Consider the following 20,870-nt stretch of genomic DNA (forward strand, 5'->3'; position numbering starts at 1 on the left):
AGCCGCACCGGACGCTCGAAGCACAGGTAGACACGTCTCCTCCACCCACGGACCTTCCAGGAGCACACAGTGACCGACGCCCACACCGCCGGCCCCTTCATCGCCGCCATCGACCAGGGCACCACCTCCTCGCGCTGCATCGTCTTCGACCGCGACGGCCGCATCGTCTCGGTCGACCAGAAGGAGCACGAGCAGATCTTCCCCAAGCCGGGCTGGGTCGAGCACAACGCCACCGAGATCTGGACCAACGTCGAGGAGGTCGTCGCCGGAGCCATCGCCAAGGCCGGCATCACCCGCGACGACATCAAGGCCATCGGCATCACCAACCAGCGCGAGACCACCGTGCTGTGGGACCGCAACACCGGTGAGCCCGTCCACAACGCCCTCGTCTGGCAGGACACCCGCACCGACTCGCTCTGCAGAGAGCTCGGCCGCAACGTCGGCCAGGACCGCTTCCGCCGGGAGACCGGCCTGCCGCTCGCGTCGTACTTCTCCGGCCCGAAGGCCCGCTGGCTGCTCGACAACGTCGAGGGCCTGCGGGAGCGCGCCGAGGCGGGCGACATCCTCTTCGGCACCATGGACAGCTGGGTCATCTGGAACCTGACCGGCGGTGTCAACGGCGGCAAGCACGTCACCGACGTCACCAACGCCTCCCGCACCATGCTGATGAACCTGCACACCATGAAGTGGGACGAGAAGATCGCCGAGTCCATCGGCGTCCCGCTGACGATCCTGCCGGAGATCCGCTCCTCCGCGGAGGTCTACGGCGAGGTCACCGGCGGCAAGCTGGGCGACCTGCTCGGCGGCATCCCGGTCGCCTCGGCGCTCGGCGACCAGCAGGCGGCCCTGTTCGGCCAGACCTGCTTCTCCGAGGGCGAGACCAAGTCCACCTACGGCACCGGCACCTTCATGGTGATGAACACCGGTGACAAGATCATCAACTCCTACGCGGGCCTGCTGACCACCGTCGGCTACAAGATCGGCGAGCAGCCGACGGTCTACGCGCTGGAGGGCTCGATCGCCGTCACCGGCTCCCTGGTGCAGTGGATGCGCGACCAGATGGGCCTGATCTCCACCGCGGCCGAGATCGAGACGCTCGCGCTCTCCGTCGAGGACAACGGCGGCGCCTACTTCGTGCCGGCCTTCTCCGGCCTGTTCGCCCCGCACTGGCGCGATGACGCTCGCGGTGTGATCGCCGGCCTGACCCGCTACGTCACGAAGGCGCACCTCGCGCGCGCCGTCCTGGAGGCGACCGCCTGGCAGACCCGGGAGATCGCCGACGCCATGGTCAAGGACTCCGGCGACGAGCTGGTGACCCTGAAGGTCGACGGCGGCATGACCTCCAACAACCTCCTGATGCAGACGCTCTCGGACGTCCTGGACGCACCGGTGGTGCGCCCGATGGTCGCCGAGACCACCTGCCTCGGCGCCGCCTACGCCGCCGGCCTCGCCGTCGGCTTCTGGTCCAGCACCGACGAACTGCGCGCCAACTGGCGCCGGGCCGCCGAGTGGACCCCCCACATGGACGCGGAGACCCGCGACCGCGAGTACAAGAACTGGCTCAAGGCCGTCGACCGGACCATGGGCTGGATCGACGACGACGAAAGCTGACGGAGCGCGCGGGGAGCTCGGCAGCGAGCTCCCCGGAGCTCCGCCGCACGCTCTGACGAGGAGTAACAACCCGAAATGACCAGTCAGTCCACCCTCCAGTCCGTGCCTGCCCTCGGCACGCGCCCGGCTTCCGGCTCGAACCCGAGCCGTGCCGAGACCCGGGAGCAGCTCTCCAAGGCGTCGTACGACCTTCTCGTGATCGGCGGCGGCATCCTGGGCATCTCCACCGCCTGGCACGCCGCGCAGTCCGGCCTGAGGGTGGCCCTGGTCGACGCCGGCGACTTCGCCGGCGCCACCTCCTCCGCCTCCTCCAAGCTCCTCCACGGCGGTCTGCGCTACCTGCAGACCGGCGCGGTGAGGCTGGTGGCGGAGAACCACTTCGAGCGCCGTGCGGTCTCCCGTCAGGTGGCCCCCCACCTGGCGAACCCGCTCACCTTCTACCTCCCCGTGTACAAGGGCGGGCCGCACGGCGCGGCGAAGCTCGGCGCGGGCGTCTTCGCCTACTCCGCGCTCTCCGCGTTCGGTGACGGCGTCGGCCACCTGCTCTCCCCGGCCAAGGCCGCGCAGGACGTGCCCGAGCTGCGCACCGACAACCTCAAGGCCGTGGCCGTGTACGGCGACGACCAGATGAACGACGCCCGGATGGCGCTGATGACGGTCCGCGCGGCCGTCGAGGCGGGCGCCGCCGTCCTCAACCACGCCGAGGTCACCGGCCTGCGCTTCACCCGGGGCCGGGTCACCGGCGCCGAGCTGCGCGACCGGGTGTCGGGCGACGAGTTCGGCGTCGACGCCCGCCTGGTACTGAACGCCACCGGTCCCTGGGTGGACCACCTGCGCAGGATGGAGAACCCCGATGCCGCCCCGTCGATCCGCCTGTCGAAGGGCGCGCACCTGGTCCTGAAGCGGACCTCGCCCTGGAGGGCGGCGCTCGCCACCCCGATCGACAAGTACCGCATCACCTTCGCCCTGCCCTGGGAGGACATGCTCCTGCTCGGCACCACGGACGAGGAGTTCGAGGGCGACCCGGCGGACGTCTCCGTCACCGAGCGGGACATATCCCAGATCCTGGACGAGGCCGCGTTCTCCATCCGCGACCAGCAGCTGTCCCGGGACCTGATCACCTACTCCTTCGCCGGTCTGCGGGTGCTGCCGGGCGGGCCCGGCGACACGGCGAAGGCCAAGCGCGAGACGGTCGTCACCGAGGGCCGCGGCGGCATGCTGTCGGTCGCGGGCGGCAAGTGGACGACGTTCCGGCACATCGGCCGCACGATCATGAAGAAGCTGGAGGCGCTGCCGGGCCACCCGCTGGGCGACGACTTCGAGCCGATCAGCAGGCTGCCGAAGAGGATCCCGCTGCCCGGTGTCGCCAACCCCCGCGCGGTCGCGCACCGCCTGCTGGCGGACGGCCCCGCGCCGGGCCCGCGCATGGGCGCCGACACCGCCCGCCACCTGGCCACCCACTACGGCTCGCTGGCCTTTGACATCGCCCGGCTGGCCAACGACGACCCCGGGCTCGCCGAGCGCGTCCACCCCGACGCCCCGGAGATCTGGGCCCAGGTCGTCTACGCCCGCGACCACGAGTGGGCGGAGACGGCGGACGACGTCCTGCGCCGCCGTACGACGCTGACGATCCGCGGCCTGGCCTCGGACGACGTGCGGGCCAGGGTCCAGGACCTGCTCGACAAGAAGTAGCCCGCGTCGGGTGCCGGTGACGTGCCTCCATAATGTGCTCAGACATCGGATGTCTCAGCACACTGGAGGCCGTCATGGCAGTCACCGACGAGGCGATCGAGAAGATCAAGGGCATGATCGTCTCCGGTGCGCTGCGCCCCGGCGACCGGCTCCCCAAGGAGAGCGAACTCGCCGCCGACCTGGGCCTGTCCCGCAACTCCCTGCGCGAGGCGGTACGCGCCCTGTCGCTGATCCGGATCCTGGACGTGCGGCAGGGTGACGGCACGTATGTCACCAGCCTCGATCCGCAACTGCTGCTGGAGGCCATGAGTTTCGTCGTCGACTTCCACCGCGACGACACCGTGCTGGAGTTCCTGGCGGTGCGGCGCATCCTGGAGCCGGCCGCGACGGCCATGGCGGCGGCGCACATCAGCGAGCGGCAACTGGACGAGCTGTCCGCCCGGCTGGACGCCCTCGGCACGGCACCCTCGGTGGAGGAACTCGTCGCGTGCGACCTGGAGTTCCACCGGGCGATCGTGCGGACCTCCGGCAACTCGGTGCTGTGCTCCCTGCTCGACGGGCTCTCCGGGCCCACCACGCGGGCCCGGATCTGGCGCGGGCTGACCCAGGAGGACGCCGTCAGCCGCACCCTGCACGAGCACCGGGCGATCCTCGCCGCTCTGCGCGACCGGGACGCGGAGGCCGCCCGCTCGTGGGCGACGGTGCACATCGCGAGCGTGGAGCAGTGGCTGCGCTCCGCCCTGTGAACAGCACCGGACGGGGGGTGTTCAGGGGTGGCGATCGGGGCAGTGATCCGTTCACTCCCCCGTGCAAGGGGGCTGCGGGCGCCCCCGCCGCACGCCGTAAGGTTGGGTCGTCAGGCGAGGGCACGTCGGAAGGAGGCACTGGGTGATCGAGCTCGAGGGGGTTCCCGAGCTGATCGACCCGGTCATGGTGGCCGCGTTCGAGGGCTGGAACGACGCCGGCGACGCAGCCTCCACCGCGGTCGCGCATCTGGACAGGGAGTGGAAGGGCGAGGTGTTCGCGGCGCTGGACGCCGAGGACTACTACGACTTCCAGGTCAACCGCCCCACGGTGTGGATGGACGCGGGCGTACGGAAGATCACCTGGCCCACGACACGGCTGTCCGTGGTTCGGGTCGGCGGCGAGAAGCCGCGCGATCTCGTGCTCGTCCGGGGTATCGAGCCGTCCATGCGCTGGCGCTCGTTCTGCAACGAGCTGCTGGGCTTCGCGCACGAACTGGGCGTGGAGCTGGTGGTCGTCCTGGGCGCCCTGCTCGGCGACACCCCGCACACACGTCCGGTCCCGATCAGCGGGACCACGTCGGACCCCGATCTGGCCCGCCGGATGGACCTGGAGGAGACCAAGTACGAGGGCCCCACGGGCATCGTCGGCGTCCTTCAAGAGGCGTGCACGCACGCGGGCGTGCCGGCCGTCAGCCTCTGGGCCGCCGTACCGCATTACGTGTCGCAGCCGCCCAACCCGAAGGCGACCCTGGCGCTGCTGAACCGGCTCGAGGACCTGATCGACGTGCGCATCCCGCTGGGCGAGCTGCCGGAGGACGCGCGCGCCTGGCAGGTGGGCGTGGACCAACTGGCCGCCGAGGACACCGAGGTCGCCGAGTACGTGCAGACGCTGGAGGAGGCCCGGGACACCGCGGAGCTGCCGGAGGCGTCGGGTGAGGCCATCGCGCGCGAGTTCGAGCGGTACCTGCGGCGCCGGGACGGCGGCCCGGCGGCCGGCGGCCACGCCACGGACGGCGGGGAGGGCACGTATCTGCGGGACAGCCCCAGCGGTCGCACCCGCCCGCCGAAGCCGCCCAAGCCGGATCCCGAGGACGACGAGTCGTCGGAGGACTGAGGTCGCGGAGTCGGAAGACTGAGGGCGGTGCGCCGGTGCGCACCGCCCTCGGCCGTCACTTCGGCACGGAGACCAGGGTGTACGTCGTCGCGGGCGTCGGCGTGGTGGTGAACCGCGCGTTGGGCAGCCAGAGCCGCCCCCGGTACGCGGCCACCGTCGTCGGCACGTCGAAGGCGGGGTCGGTGATCCGCCGCCGGAAGACTCCGCTGCGCCCGTCGGCGGCCAGCGTGAAGACGTCGATCGCGTTCTGCCGGTTCTGCACGACGTACAGCGTCCGCCCGATCAGCAGCAGCCCGTCGCCGTTGGTGAGCGGGGCCGCGCCGCCGAGGTCGACGAGTTCGGTGACGCCGGTGCGCGGGTTCACCCGGTGCAGGGCGCCGACCCCGGACTGCACCACGAGCAGCGCCGAACCGTCCGGGGTGCGGGTGATGCCGTTGGCGTTGACGACCTCGCCGGGCACCTGGTTCCAGGCGCCGCCGAGGGGGATCCGTACGACCTCGTCCGCGTCCGGCAGCGAGCCGTGCCGGCCGAGCGGGAGGGCGTACAGGACCGGCTGGTAGGAGTCGGTGAACCAGGCCGCGCGCCGGCTCAGGAAGACGTCGTTGGCGAAGGTCGGGGCAGTGGTGCCGAGGACGTAGGAGGCGAGGATCTCGCCGCTGCGGGCGTCCACGACCCGGGCGCCCTGGCCGCGGCCGGCGACGAACAGCCGTCCCCGGTCGTCGAGTTTGAGCCCGACCGAGGGCGTGCCGGGGCCGGGCGAGACGACCGTGCCCGATCCGGTGCGCAGATCGGCGCGGTAGAGGGAGCCGTCGCCGAGGGAGCCGAGGTAGGCGTACGGCCCGCCGCCGATGGTGATGCCCTCCGGGCGGAAGCCGTCGGGCAGCGCGATGACGGTGGGCCCGGCGGCGGCCCGGGCGGGTGTGCCGACGAGCGCGGCGCCGGTCGCCGCGGCGCCGGCGGTCAGCAGTCCTCGGCGGGTGAGATGACGTGCGAAGGAACCGTGAGTGGGAGCCACGGGGAGCCCTTCCGCGAGGGGGGACCGGCAGGGAGCCGGTCCAGCGGTCAACTACCGCTCCACCCCACCACACCGTGCGCGCGCATCACAGCTCCCGACAGTTCTTCGACAGCGTCTCGACAGCATCCGGCCCCGGTGCCGGACCCGGCGGAGGGCACTTCCCGGCCACGGGGAAGCGCCCGCGCGGGCGCTACAGCGCGACCCCGAGCAGCGCGTCCACGGCACGGGATACGACGCCGGGGGCGCCCTCGTCCGTGCCGCCCTGCTCCTCCTGGAGCGCCGCCCAGCGGTCGACCGCGGCGAGCGCGGCGGGGGCGTCCAGGTCGTGCGCGAGGGCCGTGCGGATCTCCTCGACGAGTGCCTCGGCGGGCGGGCCGTCGGGCCGGGACACGGCGGCGCGCCAGCGGCCGAGGCGGGCGACGGCGTCCTGGAGGACCTGGTCGGTCCACTCCCAGTCCGCCCGGTAGTGGTGGGCGAGGAGGGCCAGCCGGATGGCGACCGGGTCGACGCCCTCCCGGCGCAGCGTGGAGACGAAGACGAGGTTGCCCTTGGACTTGGACATCTTCTCGCCGTGCAGGGCGACCATGCCCGCGTGCACGTACGCCTTGGCCATGGGGAACTCGCCGGTCAGCACCTGGGCGTGCGAGGCGCCCATCTCGTGGTGCGGGAAGGCGAGGTCGGAGCCGCCGCCCTGGACGTCGAAGCCCATGCCCAGGTGGTCCAGGGCGATGGCCACGCACTCGATGTGCCAGCCGGGGCGGCCCCGGCCGAGCGAGGCGCCGTCCCAGCTCGGCTCGCCCGGACGGGCGGCCATCCACAGCATCGGGTCGAGCGGGTTCTTCTTGCCCGGGCGGTCCGGGTCGCCGCCGCGCTCGGCGGACAGGACCCGCATGGCGGCCGCGTCGAGGTGCGAGACCTTGCCGAAGTTCGGGTCGGCCTCGACGGAGAAGTAGATGTCGCCGTCCAGTTCGTAGGCGGCGCCCGCGTCCCGCAGCCGCTCGACGAGCGGGACGATGCCGGGTATCGCCTCGACGGCGCCGATGTACTGGCGCGGGGGCAGCATCCGCAGGGCGGTCATGTCCTCGCGGAAGAGGGCGGTCTCCTTCTCGGCGAGGGCCACCCAGTCGATGCCGTCGCGCTCGGCCCGCTCCAGCAGCGGATCGTCGACGTCGGTGACGTTCTGGACGTAATGGACCTGCCGCTTGGTGTCGAGCCACACGCGCTGCACGAGGTCGAACGCGTTGTAGGTCGCCGCGTGTCCCAGGTGGGTCGCGTCGTACGGCGTAATGCCGCAGACGTAGAGACGGGCGACGGGACCGGGCTCGAGGGTGACGAGTCCACCGGTCGCGGTGTCGTGGATCCGGAGGTCGCGGCCCGTGCCGGGCAGGGCGGGGACCTCAGAAGCGGGCCAGGCATACATGTCATGAGCGTAACCGGACCGGCGTTCCATATACGAACCGGACCGGGCCGGATGGCCGGTAAGGCCCTCTTGCGCGTGACCGGCCCCTGTGCCTGCGGCTATACCGGCGGCCAGGGGATCGCGGGCCACTCCCCGCTCGGCTCGGGGTGGGTGCCGGAGGTGAGCAGCGCCTCGACACGCGCGCGGGTGGCGTCGATCTCCGCCGGGGTGATCAGGGAGCCGAGCGTGGCCGTCAGGGGGCCCTCGGGGCCCAGTGCCGCCCTCAGGCCCTTGAGCACCTCGACCGCCTCCCCGGTCAGGGTCTCCCCCGCCCAGCCCCACAGCAGGGTGCGCAGCTTGTTCTCGACGTGGAAGGTGACCCCGTGGTCGATGCCGTAGAGCCGCTCATCGGCGGCGGGCAGCAGATGGCCGCCCTTGCGGTCGGCGTTGTTGATCACGGCGTCCAGGACGGCGAGCCGCCGCAGCCGTGCGTCGTCGGCGTGCACCAGCAGGGCGGTGCGGCCCTCGTCGACCTCGGCGAACGCGATGGCCTTCCAGCCCGGCTCCGGCTCCTCGCGGTCGACCAGCGCCAGCAACTCGGCGCCGGGCACGACATCGATCCACAGCTGGCACATGCCCTCGCCGTAGGGCCCGTCGCGCAGCACGGTGGGCGGTACGAGCCCCCAGCCGGTCGCCTCGGAGACCGCGTACGCGGCGACCTCCCGCTCGGCGAGGGTGCCGTCGGGGAAGTCCCACAGCGGGCGCTCGCCGGCGATCGGCTTGTAGACGCAGGACGCCTCCCGGCCCTCGTGGGCGACCGTGCAGAGCAGGGCCGCGTTGGAGGCCTCGCGGATGCGGCCGCGGACGGTCAGCTCACCCTCGGTGAGCAGGTCCAGCGGGGTCACGCTCCGCGGCGGTATCCGTTCTGGCGCGGACATACGTGTCCCTCCGGGTCCAGGGGCAGGCTGCACAGCGGGCACGGCGGCCGCCCGGCGTTGACGACGTCCAGGGCGCGCTTGGCGAAGGCCCGGGCCTGCGCGCCGGTGAGCCGGACCCGCAGCATCGGGGGGCCGTTCTCCTCGTCCTGCAGCAGCCGTTCCTCGGCCTCGGCGAGGTCTTCCTCGGACTCGGCCTCCAGCTCGACCAGCGCCTGCGCCTCGACGATCATGCGCTGTTCGTCGCCGTCCCAGGCCAGCGCCATGGTGCCGACCCGGAACTCCTCCTCGATGGGAGTCTCCAGGGGGGCGGTGTCGGCGACCTCGGTGGGTGCGACGACGGGGACGGCGGCGCTGCCGCCACTGCGCCGTACGACCTCGTCGAGCAGTTCGTCCATGCGCTCGGCGAGCGCTGCCACCTGCGTCTTCTCCAGGGCCACGCTGGTCACCCGAGAGCCTGCGGTCGCCTGGAGGAAGAACGTCCGGCGCCCGGGCAGTCCGACCGTGCCGGCCACGAAACGCTCCGGCGGGTCGTAGAGGAACACCTGACGGGACACGTCCTGTCTCCATGGGAATCGTGATCGGACTCGTGATCGGGCCGCTGCCGCGCCCGCTTCACCCTACTGCGCCCGACGATCACGGTGCGCCCGCACCGCCCCCGACGGGAGCGTCGCCGGCCGGCGGTTCCTCGCGCGGCGCCAGGGACGCGAAGTCACCGGTGTCGCCGAGTCGCAGGAGAAACGGCCTGAGGCGGGTGTAACGGATCGCCGTGATGGAACACGGTTCCACAGCAATCCGCTGGAAGAGGTCGAGATGAAGTCCGAGTGCGTCCGCGACGAGCGACTTGATGATGTCGCCGTGCGAGCACATCAGGTACACGGCGTCGGCGCCGTGCTCGCGCTCCACGCGCGCGTTCCAATCCCGTACGGCCTCGGCGGCCCGGGCCTGCATGGCCCGCATCGACTCACCGCCCGGGAAGGCGGCCGCCGACGGGTGTGCCTGGACGACCTCCATCAGCGGCTCGTCCTTGAGCTCGGCGAGCTTGCGGCCGGACCAGTCGCCGTAATGGCACTCCCCGATCCGTTCCTCGGTGTGGGCGCGCAGCCCCGGCCGGGCCTCCAGGAGGGGCCGGACCGTCTCCTCGCAGCGCTGCAGGGGGCTGGTGACCACCTCGGAGACCGGCAGCTCGGCGAGCCGTCCGGGCAGGGCGGCGGCCTGCGCGGCGCCGCGTTCGTCGAGGGCGACGCCGGGGGTCCAGCCGGCGAGCAGCCCCTCGGTGTTGGCGGTGGAACGTCCGTGCCGGACCAGGATCAGCGTGGGCATGCGGCCCAGGGTAGGCGCACCACGAGGTGTGCCGACGAACAGCAGACAGGAGAACACGGACAGTGATCGTCGACTGCGCCATCTACCGGGAAGGGCAGCGTGCGGACGGCCCCGAGGACCTCTCCGACGCACTCGCCGAGGCGCGGTCCGTCGGCGGCTTCGTCTGGATCGGCCTGCACGCTCCCTCCGAGGAGGAGTTCGAGCTGGTCGCGGAGGAGTTCGCGCTGCATCCGCTGGCCGTCGAGGACGCCCTCAAGGCCCACCAGCGCCCCAAGCTGGAGGTCTACGACGACTCGCTGTTCCTCGTCCTCAAGCCGGTCCTCTACGAGCCGCAGAGCGACACCGTGTCCACCGGCGAGATCATGGTCTTCCTCGGCGACGGCTTCGTGGTGACGGTCCGTCACGGTGAGGGTGCCCCGCTGAAGACCGTACGGCGTCGCCTGGAGGAGGAGCCGACGCTGCTCGGCAAGGGGCCCACGGCGGTGCTGTACGCCGTCGCGGACGCGGTCGTGGACCACTACCTGGAGGTCGCGACCGAGCTGCAGACCGACCTGGAGGAGCTGGAGGCGGAGGTCTTCTCCCCGGTCGACGGCGGCTCCCGGCACACCGCCTCCCGGATCTACAACTTCAAGCGGCAGGTCCTGGAGTTCCGCCGGGCGACCGGGCCGCTGGCGCTGCCGCTCGCGCGGCTGTCCGGGACGGGCGGCGCGTCCGGGGGGTCGGTGCCGTTCGTGAACGACAAGGCGCGGCCGTTCTTCCGGGACGTCAACGACCACCTCACGCGCGTGAACGAGTCGGTGGAGGGGCTGGACCGGCTGGTGTCGGACATCCTCTCGGCGCATCTGGCGCAGATGAGCGTCCGGCAGAACGACGACATGCGGAAGATCTCCGCGTGGGCGGCCATGGCCGCGGTCCCCACGATGATCGCAGGGGTCTACGGCATGAACTTCGATCACATGCCCGAGCTGCGCTGGACGTGGTCGTACCCGGCCGTGATCGCGCTCATGGCCGCCCTTGAGGTGCTGCTCTACCGGACGTTCAAGAGCAGGGGGTGGCTGTAGGCGGGTGGTGGCAGCGGCCGTCAGGCGAACTCGGGGGCCGAGTTCGCGGGGCCGCCGAGGGCGTCCCGTTGCCGGGGCATCCTCAGGGAGACCATGCGCCGCCAGCCCGCGGCACGGTCCCAGGCGTACACGGCGTGGATGCCGGCGGCGAGGACCGCCGACTTCGCGCGCGACCAGCCGAGGATGCCTCCCATGTGGGCCATCACGGCGAGGCTGACGTCCCGGTAGATCCGGATCTCCGCCAGCGCGCACTCGCGGAGGGTCCGCTGGATCGTGCGGCCGTGACCGGCGTGCGCGAGGCGCAGCAGTTCCTCGTGGCAGTAGGCGAGGTGGTTGTCCTCGTCGGCGGAGATCATCCTGACCGCGCGGCCGAGGTCGGGGTGGTCCGCGAAGTGCTTGCGCAGCAGTTGCATCTGTTCCGAGGCGCGCTGTTCGGTGACCCTGCTGTGGGCGAGGTAGACGATGATGTCCCGCACCGTGAGGCGCTCCTCGCCCTTGAGCTTCTCGTGGGCCAGGCCGATGCCGTGCTTCTCCAGGAGCAGCGTGTAGTCGGTCTCGTGCGGGACGGGAACGGGTGCGAGGCCGCGCTTCTTCATCAGGGCGTTGAAGATCCGCCCGTGCTTGTCCTCGTCGGCGCCGTGGCGGGTGATCCGGGGGGCGAGTTCGCGCTGGCCGTCCGGAACGAGCGCGGCGATGCGGGCGTTCTCCCAGCCGCCCTGGGACTCCCCGCTCGCGGCGATGGAGCAGAACAGGGCGAAGGACTCGTCGTTGTCGATGATCTCCTGGAACAGGCTCTTGGCCGAAAGCATCGTGAGCACCTCTCTGCATGCCGCCGCGGGACTCCGCAAAGAACGAGTCAAATGCGGCGGGAGGGGTGCTGCAACAGGTGTGTCGGACAACTCCGCCAAAAGGAGGACGGCCGGTATCACGACGCAGGCGTAACCGTACGGCTCCATGCGCGTTGTTCTGCGTGACGGCCGTGGCGGGGAAGACCCCCGAGCCCCCACCACGGCCGCAGAACTTCTCCGGCCGCCGCCTCACGCGAGGCCGGCGCGCTCCAGGGCCTCGGTGCCGGCCCGCAGCGAGGCGAGGCGCTCGTCCAGGGTGAAGCCCGCGGGGGCGAGCGTGAGGGTGGTGACACCGGCCGCCGCGTAGGCCGCCATCCGGTCCGCGATCCTGTCGACCGAGCCCAGCAGGGTCGTCTTGTCGATCAGGTCGTGCGGTACGGCGGCCGCGGCGCCCTGCTTGTCGCCGGACAGGTACTTCTCCTGGATCTCGGCGGCTTGCTTCTCGTAGCCCATGCGCTGGGCGAGGTGGTTGTAGAAGTTCTGCTTGGGGCTGCCCATGCCGCCGACGTACAGGGCGGTGTAGGGGCGGAAGGTGTCGGCGAGGGCCGTCACGTCCTTGTCGTCGCCGACGGCGAGCGGCAGGGTCGGGCAGACGTCGAACCCGTCGAGTGTCCGGCCGGCCTTCTCGCGGCCCGCGCGCAGGTGGCGGATCGCGGTGTCCTCCAGGTGCTCGGCGGAGGGGAAGATCAGCAGCGCGCCGTCGGCGATCTCGCCGGTCTGCTCGAGGTTCTTCGGGCCGATGGCGGCGATGTACAGCGGGATGTGCTCCCGGGTGGGGTGCAGGGTGAGCTTGATGGGCTTGCCCGGGCCGCCGGGCAGCGGCAGCGTCCAGTGCTCGCCCTCGTGGCTGAGGCGCTCGCGGCTCATCGCCTTGCGGACGATCTCGACGTACTCACGGGTGCGGGAGAGCGGCTTGTCGAACTTGACGCCGTACCAGCCCTCGGAGACCTGCGGTCCGGAGACGCCGAGGCCGAGGCGGAAACGGCCGCCGGAGAGCGAGTCGAGGGTGGCGGCGGTCATGGCGGTCATCGCCGGCTGACGGGCCGGGATCTGGAAGATGGCCGAACCGACGTCGATGCGCTCGGTCTTGGCGGCGACCCAGCTGAGCACGGTGGCGGCGTCGGAGCCGTAGGCCTCGGCGGCCCAGCAGACGGCGTAGCCGAGCCGGTCGGCCTCCTGGGCGACGGCGAGGTTGTCCCCGTCCATTCCGGCACCCCAGTAGCCGAGGTTGATCCCGAGCTGCATGGCCGATTCCCCTTACTGATCAGTAACGTCTTTGTTGCCGAGACCTTAGCGCGGTGGGGGCCGCGGCGGGGAGGGTGCCGGGGCACCGCGGACACCCATGTCGCCGGCGGGAGATCTGGTTATCCACAGGTACCCACGGGGCAGGTTCTGGCCAGTAATCTCGGCGTTCATGGAGCAGAGGCATCTCGGCCGCACCGGCCTTCGTGTGTCCCGTATCGGACTCGGCACGCTCACCTGGGGCAGGGACACCGACGACCATGACGCCGCGGACCTCTTGAAGACGTTCTGGGAGGCCGGCGGCACCCTCGTCGACACGGCGGACGTGTACGGCGACGGCGAGGCCGAATATCTGCTCGGGCAGCTCATGGAAGGGCTCGTGCCGCGCCGGGACCTGGTGATCTCGACCAAGGCGGGCAGCGTGCCCGACCCGGACCGCCGGTTCGACGGCTCCCGGGGGCATCTGCTCTCCGCCCTGGACGCCTCGCTCGCCCGGCTCGGCACGGACTACGTCGACGTGTGGCACGTCCACGCCTACGACCCGGACACCCCGCTGGAGGAGACCCTCCAGGCCCTCGACATCGCCGTCAGCAGCGGCCGGGCCCGGTATGCCGGCGTCTCCAACTTCTGCGGCTGGCAGCTCGCCAAGGCCGCGACCTGGCAGCTGGCCGCGCCGGGCATCCGCACCCGGCTGGCCAGTACGCAACTGGAGTACTCGCTGCTCCAGCGGGGCGTCGAGCGCGAGGCGCTGCCCGCGGCGCTCGACCTCGGCATAGGCCTGCTGCCCTCATCCCCGCTCGGCCGGGGCGTGCTCACCGGCAAGTACCGGGAGGCCACGCCGACCGACTCCCGGGGCGCCTCCGAGCACTTGGCGCCGTTCGTCGCGCCGTACCTCGACGACACCGCGAGCCGGATCGTGGACGCCGTGCGGACCGCGGCGGACGGGCTGGCGGTGACCCCGCTCCAGGTCGCGCTCGCCTGGGTGCGGGACCGGCCGGGGGTCGCCGCGCCCATCGTCGGCGCGCGCAACGCGCAGCAGCTCACGGCGGCATTGTCAGTGGAGGCCCTTAGTCTTCCTGACGAGATCTGCCGGGCGCTCGACGATGTGTCGGCGCCCGTGCACCGCTATCCCGATCACGACTGGAGCACGCTGTGAGCACGGAGCCCGAGACCACGGGGGACGCCGAACCGGGGACGCCGGCCGCGGAGCCCGCGCCGGAGGAGGCCGCCGCCGCGGCCACCCCGGCCGCCGAGGGCGGCGAGGGCACCGAGGAAGCGGCCCGGTTGTCCGCGGCCGAGGCCGAGTTGGCCGCGCAGCGGCTGGAGCGGGAGCGGATCGCACGGCGCAAGGCCGAGAAGGCCGCGCCCATCGAGGCCGGGGCCAAGCTCAGCGGGACGGCCGCGGATCTGCTGGCCGCCGTGCGGGCCGTGGAGAGCGGGGCGAAGCCCGCGGCAACGGTGTTCGCCGAGCCCGAGCCGCCCCGGCGGCCCGCCCCCGAGCCGGTGCGGCGGGCGCAGCCCGGGCCGGCCGAGGCGCCCGTGGTGGCGGCGCCGGAGACCGTGGAGGCCGTCCGGCCGGTGCTGGCCGAGGGCGGCGCCCCGGCCGCGCTCGCGGCACCGGTCGCCGCCGTGCTCGGTGAGGGCGCGGACGACCGCTTGCGGGCGGATCCCTGGCAGTTGCTGCGGGTCGCCGGAGTGCGGCCCGAGCAGGCCGACGGGTTCGCGCGGGCGCTGCTGGGCGCCGAGTGCGGTCCGGACGACGAGCGGCGGGGGCGCGCGCTGACCGTCTGGCTGCTGGAGCAGGCGGCCCTGGCGGGCCACACGGCGCTGGAGATGCCGACGCTGACCGCCGCGCTGGCCCGGCAGGGGGTGCCCGACCCGGATGCCGCGGTGCAGAGCAGCCTCGCGGAGGGCGATGCGCTGGCCTTCCAGGACGGCCTCGACGAGGAACCGGCGGCCGAGGAGAGCGAGGCGGACGCGGAGGAGGAGCGGCCCGTCCGGGTCCTCGTGGGTCTCGAGCGGTACGCCCTGGCCGAGGAGAGCCTCGCCGACGGTCTGGGCCGTCTGATCAACTCCGTGCCGAAGCAGGACGGTTCCGCGGGTGCCTGGGAGGAGGCCGCCGCCACTGCCGGTGGCTCCGCGGGTGAGCTGATCCGGGCGGTCGCCGGGCACGCGCTGGTACTGCACACCGGTGGCGCGGCCGCGCTCGCCGAGCCCGCGGCGCTGGTGCGCGCGGCGCGGGGCATGGGGCTGCGCGCCTGGGCCGCGGCGCACGGTCCGCTGGGCCGGGACCGGTTCGCGGCGCTGCTGGAGGAGAGCGCCGGGGTCACCACCGTGGCCGGGCTGCTCGCCGGGGCCGAGGGGCCGGGCCGGGACGCGGAAGGGGCGCTGGATCTCGATCTGCTGGTCGTGCTCGACGCGCCCCAGCTGGACGTGGAGTCGGGCGCGCTGGTCGCCGAGTCGCTGCCGGACGGGGCCCGGCTGGTGCTGGCCGGGGACCCCGGGGTGCTGTGGTCCGTGGGGCCCGGGCGGGTGTTCGCGGATCTGCTCGCCGCTCGGGTGTGCCCGCAGATCGCCTCGCGGAGGCCGGACCCCGGGCCGCTCGGCGAGCTGGTCTCGGGCATCGGCGTCGGTGAGCTGAACCAGGTCGAGGCCCCCGGCAAGGAGGTCGTGATCGTGCCGGTGCGGGACGCCGGGGAGGCCGTGCACCGGACCGTGCAGCTCGTCGCGGACTCGGTGCCGCGCGCGATCGGCGTCCCGCCCGAGGACACCCAGGTGATCACGCCGGGTCATGGCGGCGCGGTCGGCACCCGTGCCCTGAACGCGGCGCTGAAGGAGCGGCTCAACCCCGGCCCCGGCCGCTTCGGCGGCTTCGACCCCGGTGACCGGATCGCCTACTCCCCCGCGCCGGGTCGCACCCTCACGGGCCGGGTGGTGACGGCCGACGCGGAGGGGCTGCACCTGTCCTGCGCGGGCGAGGACGTCGTCGTGGCCAAGGAGCGGGTGGAGCAGTCCGTGCGGCACGGGTGGGCGCTCACCGCGCATCAGGCGGCGGGCGGACGCTGGCCGGCCGTGGTGGCCGTGCTGCCCGGGGACGCAGCGGGGGCGCTCAGCCGGCCCTGGGTGTACACCGCGTTCGGCCGGGCGGAGCGGCACCTGTCCGTGGTGCACGGCGTGGAACAGGCCCTCGCCCGCGCCGTGGCGGAGGTCCCGGCGAAGCCCCGGACGACCCGCCTGACGACACTGCTCGCACCGCAGGCCCCGACCGAGGACCGCTAGCAGCACCCCCGCGGCCACCGCCCGTGCCCCGGGCCGTGAAACGAGCTCCGCCCGTGCCGTGGCGGATGCCCCGGCCGCGTCGCGGCATGCGAAGGGCGGCGGTCCGGTCCGGGCCGCCGCCCTTCGTGCCGTGCAGGACCCCCGCTCAGCGTTCCGCGTCGAGCGGCTCCAGGTCCTCGTCCTCGTCCTCCAGCTCCGCGTCGAGGACGTCGTCCGGCTCGTCGTCGGGGTCCTCGACGTCGAGATCGTCGTCGAACACCGCGCTGACGTCGAAGCGGCAGACCACCTGCTGCGGGTCGATCTGCTCGAACGGGGCCTCCAGCCATTCGCCGGGGTCGGCCGGCTCGTCCGCTGCGGTCACCCACAGCGTGGAGTCGCCCTCCTCCAGGCCGAACTCCTTGTGCCGGGAGGCGATCTCGTCCGGTTCGAACTCACCGAAGAGCAGGCCCAGCGCCCCGTGGACGGTGCCGGAGGCCCCCGAGTCCGTGCCCTCGTCGTAGTCCGCGGCCTCGATCCGCTGCGCCTGTGCCAGCAGCCGCTGCGGCTCCACCACGGTGTAGTCACGGCGGATCAGCACGCTCAGCGCGTTCGGCTCCTCGGGGCCGGCGTAGGGCGGCAGAGCGTCCTCGGTGCCGGGGATCTCGAAGGGCGTGACCTCGTCGTAGCGGTCGTAGAGCAGCTCGTCGTACGCCTCGGCGGCCGTGGCCAGCTGGTTGAACGCCTCGTAGACGGCAGGGTCGTCCTCGCCCGACCTGCGTTCGACCGCGGCGAGATGGCGGTCGAGCGCGGCCTTGACCGCCTCGGCGGCGGCGCGTACCTCGGCAGCGGTGGGCTGCGCAGCATCAGACATAGTGCAGACGCTATCCGTACCGGGGCCCAGCCCGCACAATAGATGCGATGCCGGAATACGAATTTGTCGACGTGTACGTACCGCGCGGGGTTTCCCGCAAGGACGCCACACGTCTGCTGACGGACCATGCAGAGTACGGACACTGGGAGTTGGACCGCCTGAGCCTGCTGCGCGACGGAAGCCGCAGGGTGCGGCTGCGCCGGAGGATCATTCGCCAGGCGCGCGCCACGTGGTGAGAGCGGACGGACACGGAGCGGGTCCGGCCGGGACGGCGGGGCCCGCTCCGTGGCGCGCGATGCCTCAGGCCGAGGCCCGCGCCTTGCGGTAGAGCACCGCGCCCGCCAGCAGGGCGCCCGCGCCCGCGGGCAGGGCGAGCCCCAGCGGCAGCTCACTGCCGGTGGCGGCGAGCGAGGCGAGGCCGCCGGGCTCGGTGACGGTCCCGGTTCCCGGCCGGTCGGCCCGCGGGGAGCCGTGCGGTGCCGGCCCACCCGAGGCGGACGGGTCGTCCGGGGTTCCGCGGCTGCCGACCCCGCCGGGCCCGCCGTGATCACTCGGGTCGTTCGGGTTGCCGGGCTGGTTTCCGGGGTTGCCGGGGTGCTCGGGACTCCCGGGGTGCCCCGGGTTCTCCTGCCCGCCCGGCTGCTCCGGCTTCCCGGGCGGGTTCCCGTACTCACCCCCCGGCGGGTTGTGCCCCCCGCCGCCGTTCCCGCAGTCGTTGCCCGTGGTGCCGTTGCCGACGCCGATGACGTCGACGCTGTTGCCGCAGACGTTGACCGGCGCGTGCACCGGCACCTGGACATGGTTGCCGGATGCCACACCGGGCGAATCGGCGGAGTGACCGCCGGAGTGCGCGCCCCCGGAGCCGCTCGGGTCGCCGTAGCCCCCGTGTGCGCCGCCCCCCTGGTTGACGCAGGTGTTGCCGGCCGCCGGGTTGAGCACCCCGACGACGTCGACCGTGTTGCCGCAGGCGTTGACCGGTGCGTGCACCGGCGCCTGGACCGTGTTGCCGGACAGCACTCCGGGCGAGCGCGCGGCGGAGCCGCTCGCGCCCGAGTCGGCCTGGGCGGCCCCTCCCGCGGCGGCGATCACGCCGGTCGCGGCGGCCACGGTCATCAGCCCTTTGCGGGTGACCTGTCGCATGCTGAATTCCCTGCCTTCCCCCTCATGACCCACACGGATTCATGACGCACACGTGTGCGTAAAGACCGGTCGGTCCCGGAGCGCATGGCACGCGCTCCGGGACCGACGGTGTCGTACGGAACCTCAGAAAGGCAGCGTCACTTGTTCACGCAGGTGTTGCCGAAGGCGGGGTTCAGCAGCCCGATCACGGAGATCGTGTTGCCGCACACGTTCACCGGGATGTGCACGGGAACCTGCACCACGTTGCCGGACAGCACACCCGGGGAGTGCACCGCGGCACCCTGGGCACCGGAGTCGGCGACGGCCATACCCGCACCCGCGAGAACGAGACCACCGGTGGCAGCCGCAGCGGCGACGATCTTCTTGATCATTATTCCTCCTAGTTGGCAATGCGATCCCAAGCAGCGGATCGCATCACCTGTAACGAGGAAGAACTAATGGAGCTACGAGCTTATCGTCGCATTCACCCTTCTCAGTCAAATTCCGTACAAGCGCGCGAAATTCAGGACGCGTCGAGGAATCGGTCGAGCACCCGTACGCCGAACTTGAGCCCGTCCACCGGCACCCGCTCGTCGACCCCGTGGAACATGCCCGCGAAATCCAGCTCCGGCGGGAGCTGCAGCGGCGCGAAGCCGAAGCAGCGGATGCCGAGATCGTCGAAGGACTTGGCGTCGGTGCCGCCCGAGAGCATGTAGGGCACGGCCCGGGCGATCGGGTCCTCGGCGCTCAGGGCGCTCTGCATGGCGTCGACCAGCCGGCCGTCGAAGTCGGTCTCCAGGGCCTTGTCGGCGTGCACGTCCTCCCGCCTCACCCGCGGGCCGAGGATGCGGTCGAGGTCGGCGAGGAACTCCTGCTCGTACCCCGGCAGGAAGCGTCCGTCGACGTGCGCGGTGGCCTGGCCGGGGATGACGTTGACCTTGTAGCCGGCGCCGAGCATGGTGGGCGCCGCCGAGTTCCTGAGGGTCGCGCCGACCATTTTGGCGATGCCGCCGAGCTTGGCGAGGGTCTCGTCCATGTTCTCGGGGTCGAGTTCGGTGCCGAGCGCGTCGGAGAGCTCGTCGAGGAAGGACCGTACGGTCTTGGTGACCCTGACCGGCCAGGTGTGCCGGCCGAGCCGCCCGACGGCCTCGCACAGCTCGGTGATGGCGTTGTCGTCGTTGGTCATCGAGCCGTGGCCCGCGGTGCCGTCGACGGTGAGCCGCATCCAGTGCATGCCCTTCTGGGCGGTCTCCACCAGGTACAGCCGCAGCTTCTCGTTGACGGTGAAGGAGAACCCGCCGACCTCGCCGATCGCCTCGGTGACGCCCTCGAACAGGTCCGGGTGCTTCTGGACCAGGTACTTGGCGCCGTAGGTGCCGCCCGCCTCCTCGTCGGCGAGGAACGCGAGCACGATGTCGCGCGGCGGCTTGCGGCCGCTGCGCAGCCGGTCGCGCACGACCGCCAGGGTCATGGCGTCCATGTCCTTCATGTCGACGGCGCCGCGCCCCCATACGCAGCCGTCCGCGATCTCGCCGGAGAAGGGGTCGTGCGTCCAGTCGGCGGCGTTGGCCGGTACGACGTCGGTGTGGCCGTGGATGAGGAGCGCGGGCCGGGAGGGGTCCTCGCCCTCGATCCGGGCGACCGTGGAGGCGCGCCCCGGGTGCGATTCGATGATCCGCGGTTCGAGGCCCACCTCGGCGAGCTTCTCGGCCACGTACTCGGCGGCCTTGCGCTCGCCCGGGCCCGAGTGGTCGCCGTAGTTGCTGGTGTCGATCCGGATGAGCTCGCGGCAGAGGTCCACGACCTCGTCCTCGCCGGTGACGCTGCTGGCCGTGTCCGTCCCGCTCACGCTGGTTCCTCCCACTGTCACTGCTGGTGGTCCCCCTCATCCTCCTCCTGTGACGGGCCGGGCCCAAGCCCGCCCCCGGCCCGTCACACGCCGTTCACGGCGGGACGGGGGGTGATCGGCCACTGTCGAAAGCCTGGTAATGTTTTCTCTGTCGCCGCGGGGGTAACCCCGCACGACACACACCTTGTCCGGGTGGCGGAATGGCAGACGCGCTAGCTTGAGGTGCTAGTGCCCTTTATCGGGCGTGGGGGTTCAAGTCCCCCCTCGGACACCAGTTGTTGCAGCATCGAGTGCCGGCCGGGAGCGATCCCGACCGGCACTTCGCGTTTGCGGCGTACTCGTACTCCTGCGCCTCATGCGCTCTGGGGCAGGCGGGCGTGCACGGCGGGACAACCCGGCCCCGGCGGCCCGTTCTACGGTCCCCGGGAGCAGATCCTCCACGAGCAGGAGTACGACCATGTCATCGCCCGACTCCGCAGCCTCCTACGCCCGCGATCTCGCGCAGATCGAGCGGGCCGACGCCACGAACCTCTGTTCCAGGCGGCGGCCAACATCAACGCGTGGACCGAGGTGAAGGTCGACACCACCGCGGCGACCGGGGGCCGCTGCTGATCATCTCGGGCGGGAACGACAACACCGCGCAGTGCGCCATCGCCAACGCCTCGTACAGGAAGCGACCACGGGTGGCGTGAAGTCGCGGACACGGCGCTGACGTTCATCGGGCGCTTCGCCCGGTGGACACGCACCGCAGTCGGCCTGGCGCTCTGTGTGGGGCATCTCTCCCACC

Annotated in this window: 20 protein-coding genes and 1 tRNA gene; 10 read left to right on the plus strand and 11 right to left on the minus strand. The window is 72.2% G+C overall.

Annotated features, from left to right (window positions below):
- The first annotated feature begins 69 nt into the window (after positions 1–69).
- From glpK to M8H82_RS27000, 4 genes are all read left to right on the plus strand, one after another.
- Entirely contained in the window at positions 70–1,611 is a 1,542-nt protein-coding gene (gene glpK / locus M8H82_RS26985; RefSeq protein WP_250077645.1) for a glycerol kinase GlpK, read from the plus strand.
- 75 nt (positions 1,612–1,686) lie between these two features.
- A complete protein-coding gene (locus M8H82_RS26990) occupies positions 1,687–3,303 on the plus strand; it encodes a glycerol-3-phosphate dehydrogenase/oxidase (protein WP_250077646.1) in 1,617 nt (538 codons plus the stop codon).
- A 74-nt stretch (positions 3,304–3,377) separates the two neighbouring features.
- On the plus strand, positions 3,378–4,049 hold the full coding sequence (locus M8H82_RS26995) for a FadR/GntR family transcriptional regulator (protein WP_250077647.1): 672 nt from the start codon (positions 3,378–3,380) through the stop codon (positions 4,047–4,049).
- A 142-nt stretch (positions 4,050–4,191) separates the two neighbouring features.
- A complete protein-coding gene (locus tag M8H82_RS27000; protein ID WP_250077648.1) occupies positions 4,192–5,163 on the plus strand; it encodes a PAC2 family protein in 972 nt (323 codons plus the stop codon).
- Positions 5,164–5,218: 55 nt separating this feature from the next.
- On the opposite strand, the gene M8H82_RS27005 is transcribed toward M8H82_RS27000, so the two are convergent.
- The 5 genes from M8H82_RS27005 to M8H82_RS27025 form a co-directional block, all read right to left on the minus strand.
- Positions 5,219–6,178 carry a superoxide dismutase gene (locus M8H82_RS27005; protein WP_250077649.1) on the minus strand — a complete coding sequence of 320 codons (960 nt, stop codon included), beginning with the start codon at positions 6,176–6,178 and terminating at the stop codon, positions 5,219–5,221.
- Positions 6,179–6,368: 190 nt separating this feature from the next.
- On the minus strand, positions 6,369–7,598 hold the full coding sequence (gene mshC, locus M8H82_RS27010) for a cysteine--1-D-myo-inosityl 2-amino-2-deoxy-alpha-D-glucopyranoside ligase (protein ID WP_250077650.1): 1,230 nt from the start codon (positions 7,596–7,598) through the stop codon (positions 6,369–6,371).
- Between the two features lie 98 nt (positions 7,599–7,696).
- On the minus strand, positions 7,697–8,515 hold the full coding sequence (locus M8H82_RS27015; protein ID WP_250077651.1) for an SCO1664 family protein: 819 nt from the start codon (positions 8,513–8,515) through the stop codon (positions 7,697–7,699).
- Entirely contained in the window at positions 8,479–9,069 is a 591-nt protein-coding gene (locus M8H82_RS27020) for a DUF3090 domain-containing protein (RefSeq protein WP_250077652.1), read from the minus strand. The genes M8H82_RS27015 and M8H82_RS27020 overlap by 37 nt, the downstream gene beginning before the upstream one ends.
- A gap of 79 nt (positions 9,070–9,148) precedes the next feature.
- A complete protein-coding gene (locus tag M8H82_RS27025; protein WP_250077653.1) occupies positions 9,149–9,835 on the minus strand; it encodes a histidine phosphatase family protein in 687 nt (228 codons plus the stop codon).
- Between the two features lie 62 nt (positions 9,836–9,897).
- On the opposite strand from M8H82_RS27025, the gene corA reads away from it, so the two are divergent.
- Positions 9,898–10,896, plus strand: a complete 999-nt coding sequence (gene corA / locus M8H82_RS27030; protein ID WP_250077654.1) for a magnesium/cobalt transporter CorA — start codon at positions 9,898–9,900, stop codon at positions 10,894–10,896.
- A gap of 20 nt (positions 10,897–10,916) precedes the next feature.
- Here the strand turns inward: corA and M8H82_RS27035 are convergent, their stop codons facing one another.
- Together M8H82_RS27035 and M8H82_RS27040 are read right to left on the minus strand one after the other, a co-directional pair.
- Positions 10,917–11,705, minus strand: a complete 789-nt coding sequence (locus M8H82_RS27035; RefSeq protein ID WP_250077655.1) for a ferritin-like domain-containing protein — start codon at positions 11,703–11,705, stop codon at positions 10,917–10,919.
- Positions 11,706–11,933: 228 nt separating this feature from the next.
- Complete coding sequence (locus M8H82_RS27040) at positions 11,934–12,989, minus strand: LLM class F420-dependent oxidoreductase (protein WP_250077656.1); 1,056 nt, start codon at positions 12,987–12,989, stop codon at positions 11,934–11,936.
- 169 nt (positions 12,990–13,158) lie between these two features.
- Between M8H82_RS27040 and M8H82_RS27045 the strand changes: the two genes are divergently transcribed.
- Both M8H82_RS27045 and M8H82_RS27050 read left to right on the plus strand, forming a co-directional pair.
- Positions 13,159–14,142, plus strand: a complete 984-nt coding sequence (locus M8H82_RS27045) for an aldo/keto reductase (protein ID WP_250077657.1) — start codon at positions 13,159–13,161, stop codon at positions 14,140–14,142.
- Complete coding sequence (locus M8H82_RS27050) at positions 14,139–16,265, plus strand: helix-hairpin-helix domain-containing protein (RefSeq protein ID WP_250077658.1); 2,127 nt, start codon at positions 14,139–14,141, stop codon at positions 16,263–16,265. Before M8H82_RS27045 ends, M8H82_RS27050 begins: the two co-directional genes overlap by 4 nt.
- Positions 16,266–16,410: 145 nt before the next feature.
- Here the strand turns inward: M8H82_RS27050 and M8H82_RS27055 are convergent, their stop codons facing one another.
- Positions 16,411–17,115 carry a hypothetical protein gene (locus M8H82_RS27055; RefSeq protein WP_250077659.1) on the minus strand — a complete coding sequence of 235 codons (705 nt, stop codon included), beginning with the start codon at positions 17,113–17,115 and terminating at the stop codon, positions 16,411–16,413.
- 47 nt (positions 17,116–17,162) lie between these two features.
- Here M8H82_RS27055 and M8H82_RS27060 point away from each other — a divergent pair, with 47 nt between their 5' ends.
- Complete coding sequence (locus tag M8H82_RS27060) at positions 17,163–17,351, plus strand: DUF5703 family protein (protein ID WP_250077660.1); 189 nt, start codon at positions 17,163–17,165, stop codon at positions 17,349–17,351.
- A 64-nt stretch (positions 17,352–17,415) separates the two neighbouring features.
- On the opposite strand, the gene M8H82_RS27065 is transcribed toward M8H82_RS27060, so the two are convergent.
- The 3 genes from M8H82_RS27065 to M8H82_RS27075 form a co-directional block, all read right to left on the minus strand.
- Positions 17,416–18,255 carry a chaplin gene (locus M8H82_RS27065; RefSeq protein WP_250077661.1) on the minus strand — a complete coding sequence of 280 codons (840 nt, stop codon included), beginning with the start codon at positions 18,253–18,255 and terminating at the stop codon, positions 17,416–17,418.
- 137 nt (positions 18,256–18,392) lie between these two features.
- Positions 18,393–18,626 carry a chaplin ChpH gene (chpH, locus tag M8H82_RS27070; protein WP_250077662.1) on the minus strand — a complete coding sequence of 78 codons (234 nt, stop codon included), beginning with the start codon at positions 18,624–18,626 and terminating at the stop codon, positions 18,393–18,395.
- A gap of 131 nt (positions 18,627–18,757) precedes the next feature.
- Positions 18,758–20,083: a M20/M25/M40 family metallo-hydrolase gene (locus tag M8H82_RS27075; protein WP_250077663.1), complete on the minus strand. Its 1,326-nt coding sequence runs from the start codon at positions 20,081–20,083 to the stop codon at positions 18,758–18,760.
- 186 nt (positions 20,084–20,269) lie between these two features.
- On the opposite strand from M8H82_RS27075, the gene M8H82_RS27080 reads away from it, so the two are divergent.
- Together M8H82_RS27080 and M8H82_RS36480 are read left to right on the plus strand one after the other, a co-directional pair.
- Positions 20,270–20,357: transfer RNA gene (locus tag M8H82_RS27080), tRNA-Leu, on the plus strand.
- A 286-nt stretch (positions 20,358–20,643) separates the two neighbouring features.
- Positions 20,644–20,775 carry a hypothetical protein gene (locus tag M8H82_RS36480; protein ID WP_284049380.1) on the plus strand — a complete coding sequence of 44 codons (132 nt, stop codon included), beginning with the start codon at positions 20,644–20,646 and terminating at the stop codon, positions 20,773–20,775.
- Positions 20,776–20,870 lie beyond the last annotated feature (95 nt).

Source organism: Streptomyces sp. YS415 (genome assembly GCF_023544665.1).
Lineage (GTDB): Bacteria > Actinomycetota > Actinomycetes > Streptomycetales > Streptomycetaceae > Streptomyces.

What these genes read in the sequence shown, in the direction of transcription:
- M8H82_RS27060 (WP_250077660.1), top strand. Translation starts at nt 17,163, where the DNA reads ATGCCGGAATACGAATTTGTCGACGTGTACGTACCGCGCGGGGTTTCC.
- M8H82_RS27015 (WP_250077651.1), bottom strand. Translation starts at nt 8,515, where the DNA reads ATGTCCGCGCCAGAACGGATACCGCCGCGGAGCGTGACCCCGCTGGAC.
- M8H82_RS27055 (WP_250077659.1), bottom strand. Translation starts at nt 17,115, where the DNA reads ATGTCTGATGCTGCGCAGCCCACCGCTGCCGAGGTACGCGCCGCCGCC.
- M8H82_RS26990 (WP_250077646.1), top strand. Translation starts at nt 1,687, where the DNA reads ATGACCAGTCAGTCCACCCTCCAGTCCGTGCCTGCCCTCGGCACGCGC.
- M8H82_RS27040 (WP_250077656.1), bottom strand. Translation starts at nt 12,989, where the DNA reads ATGCAGCTCGGGATCAACCTCGGCTACTGGGGTGCCGGAATGGACGGG.
- chpH (WP_250077662.1), bottom strand. Translation starts at nt 18,626, where the DNA reads ATGATCAAGAAGATCGTCGCCGCTGCGGCTGCCACCGGTGGTCTCGTT.
- M8H82_RS27035 (WP_250077655.1), bottom strand. Translation starts at nt 11,705, where the DNA reads ATGCTTTCGGCCAAGAGCCTGTTCCAGGAGATCATCGACAACGACGAG.
- M8H82_RS26995 (WP_250077647.1), top strand. Translation starts at nt 3,378, where the DNA reads ATGGCAGTCACCGACGAGGCGATCGAGAAGATCAAGGGCATGATCGTC.
- M8H82_RS27025 (WP_250077653.1), bottom strand. Translation starts at nt 9,835, where the DNA reads ATGCCCACGCTGATCCTGGTCCGGCACGGACGTTCCACCGCCAACACC.
- M8H82_RS27065 (WP_250077661.1), bottom strand. Translation starts at nt 18,255, where the DNA reads ATGCGACAGGTCACCCGCAAAGGGCTGATGACCGTGGCCGCCGCGACC.
- mshC (WP_250077650.1), bottom strand. Translation starts at nt 7,598, where the DNA reads ATGTATGCCTGGCCCGCTTCTGAGGTCCCCGCCCTGCCCGGCACGGGC.
- M8H82_RS27045 (WP_250077657.1), top strand. Translation starts at nt 13,159, where the DNA reads ATGGAGCAGAGGCATCTCGGCCGCACCGGCCTTCGTGTGTCCCGTATC.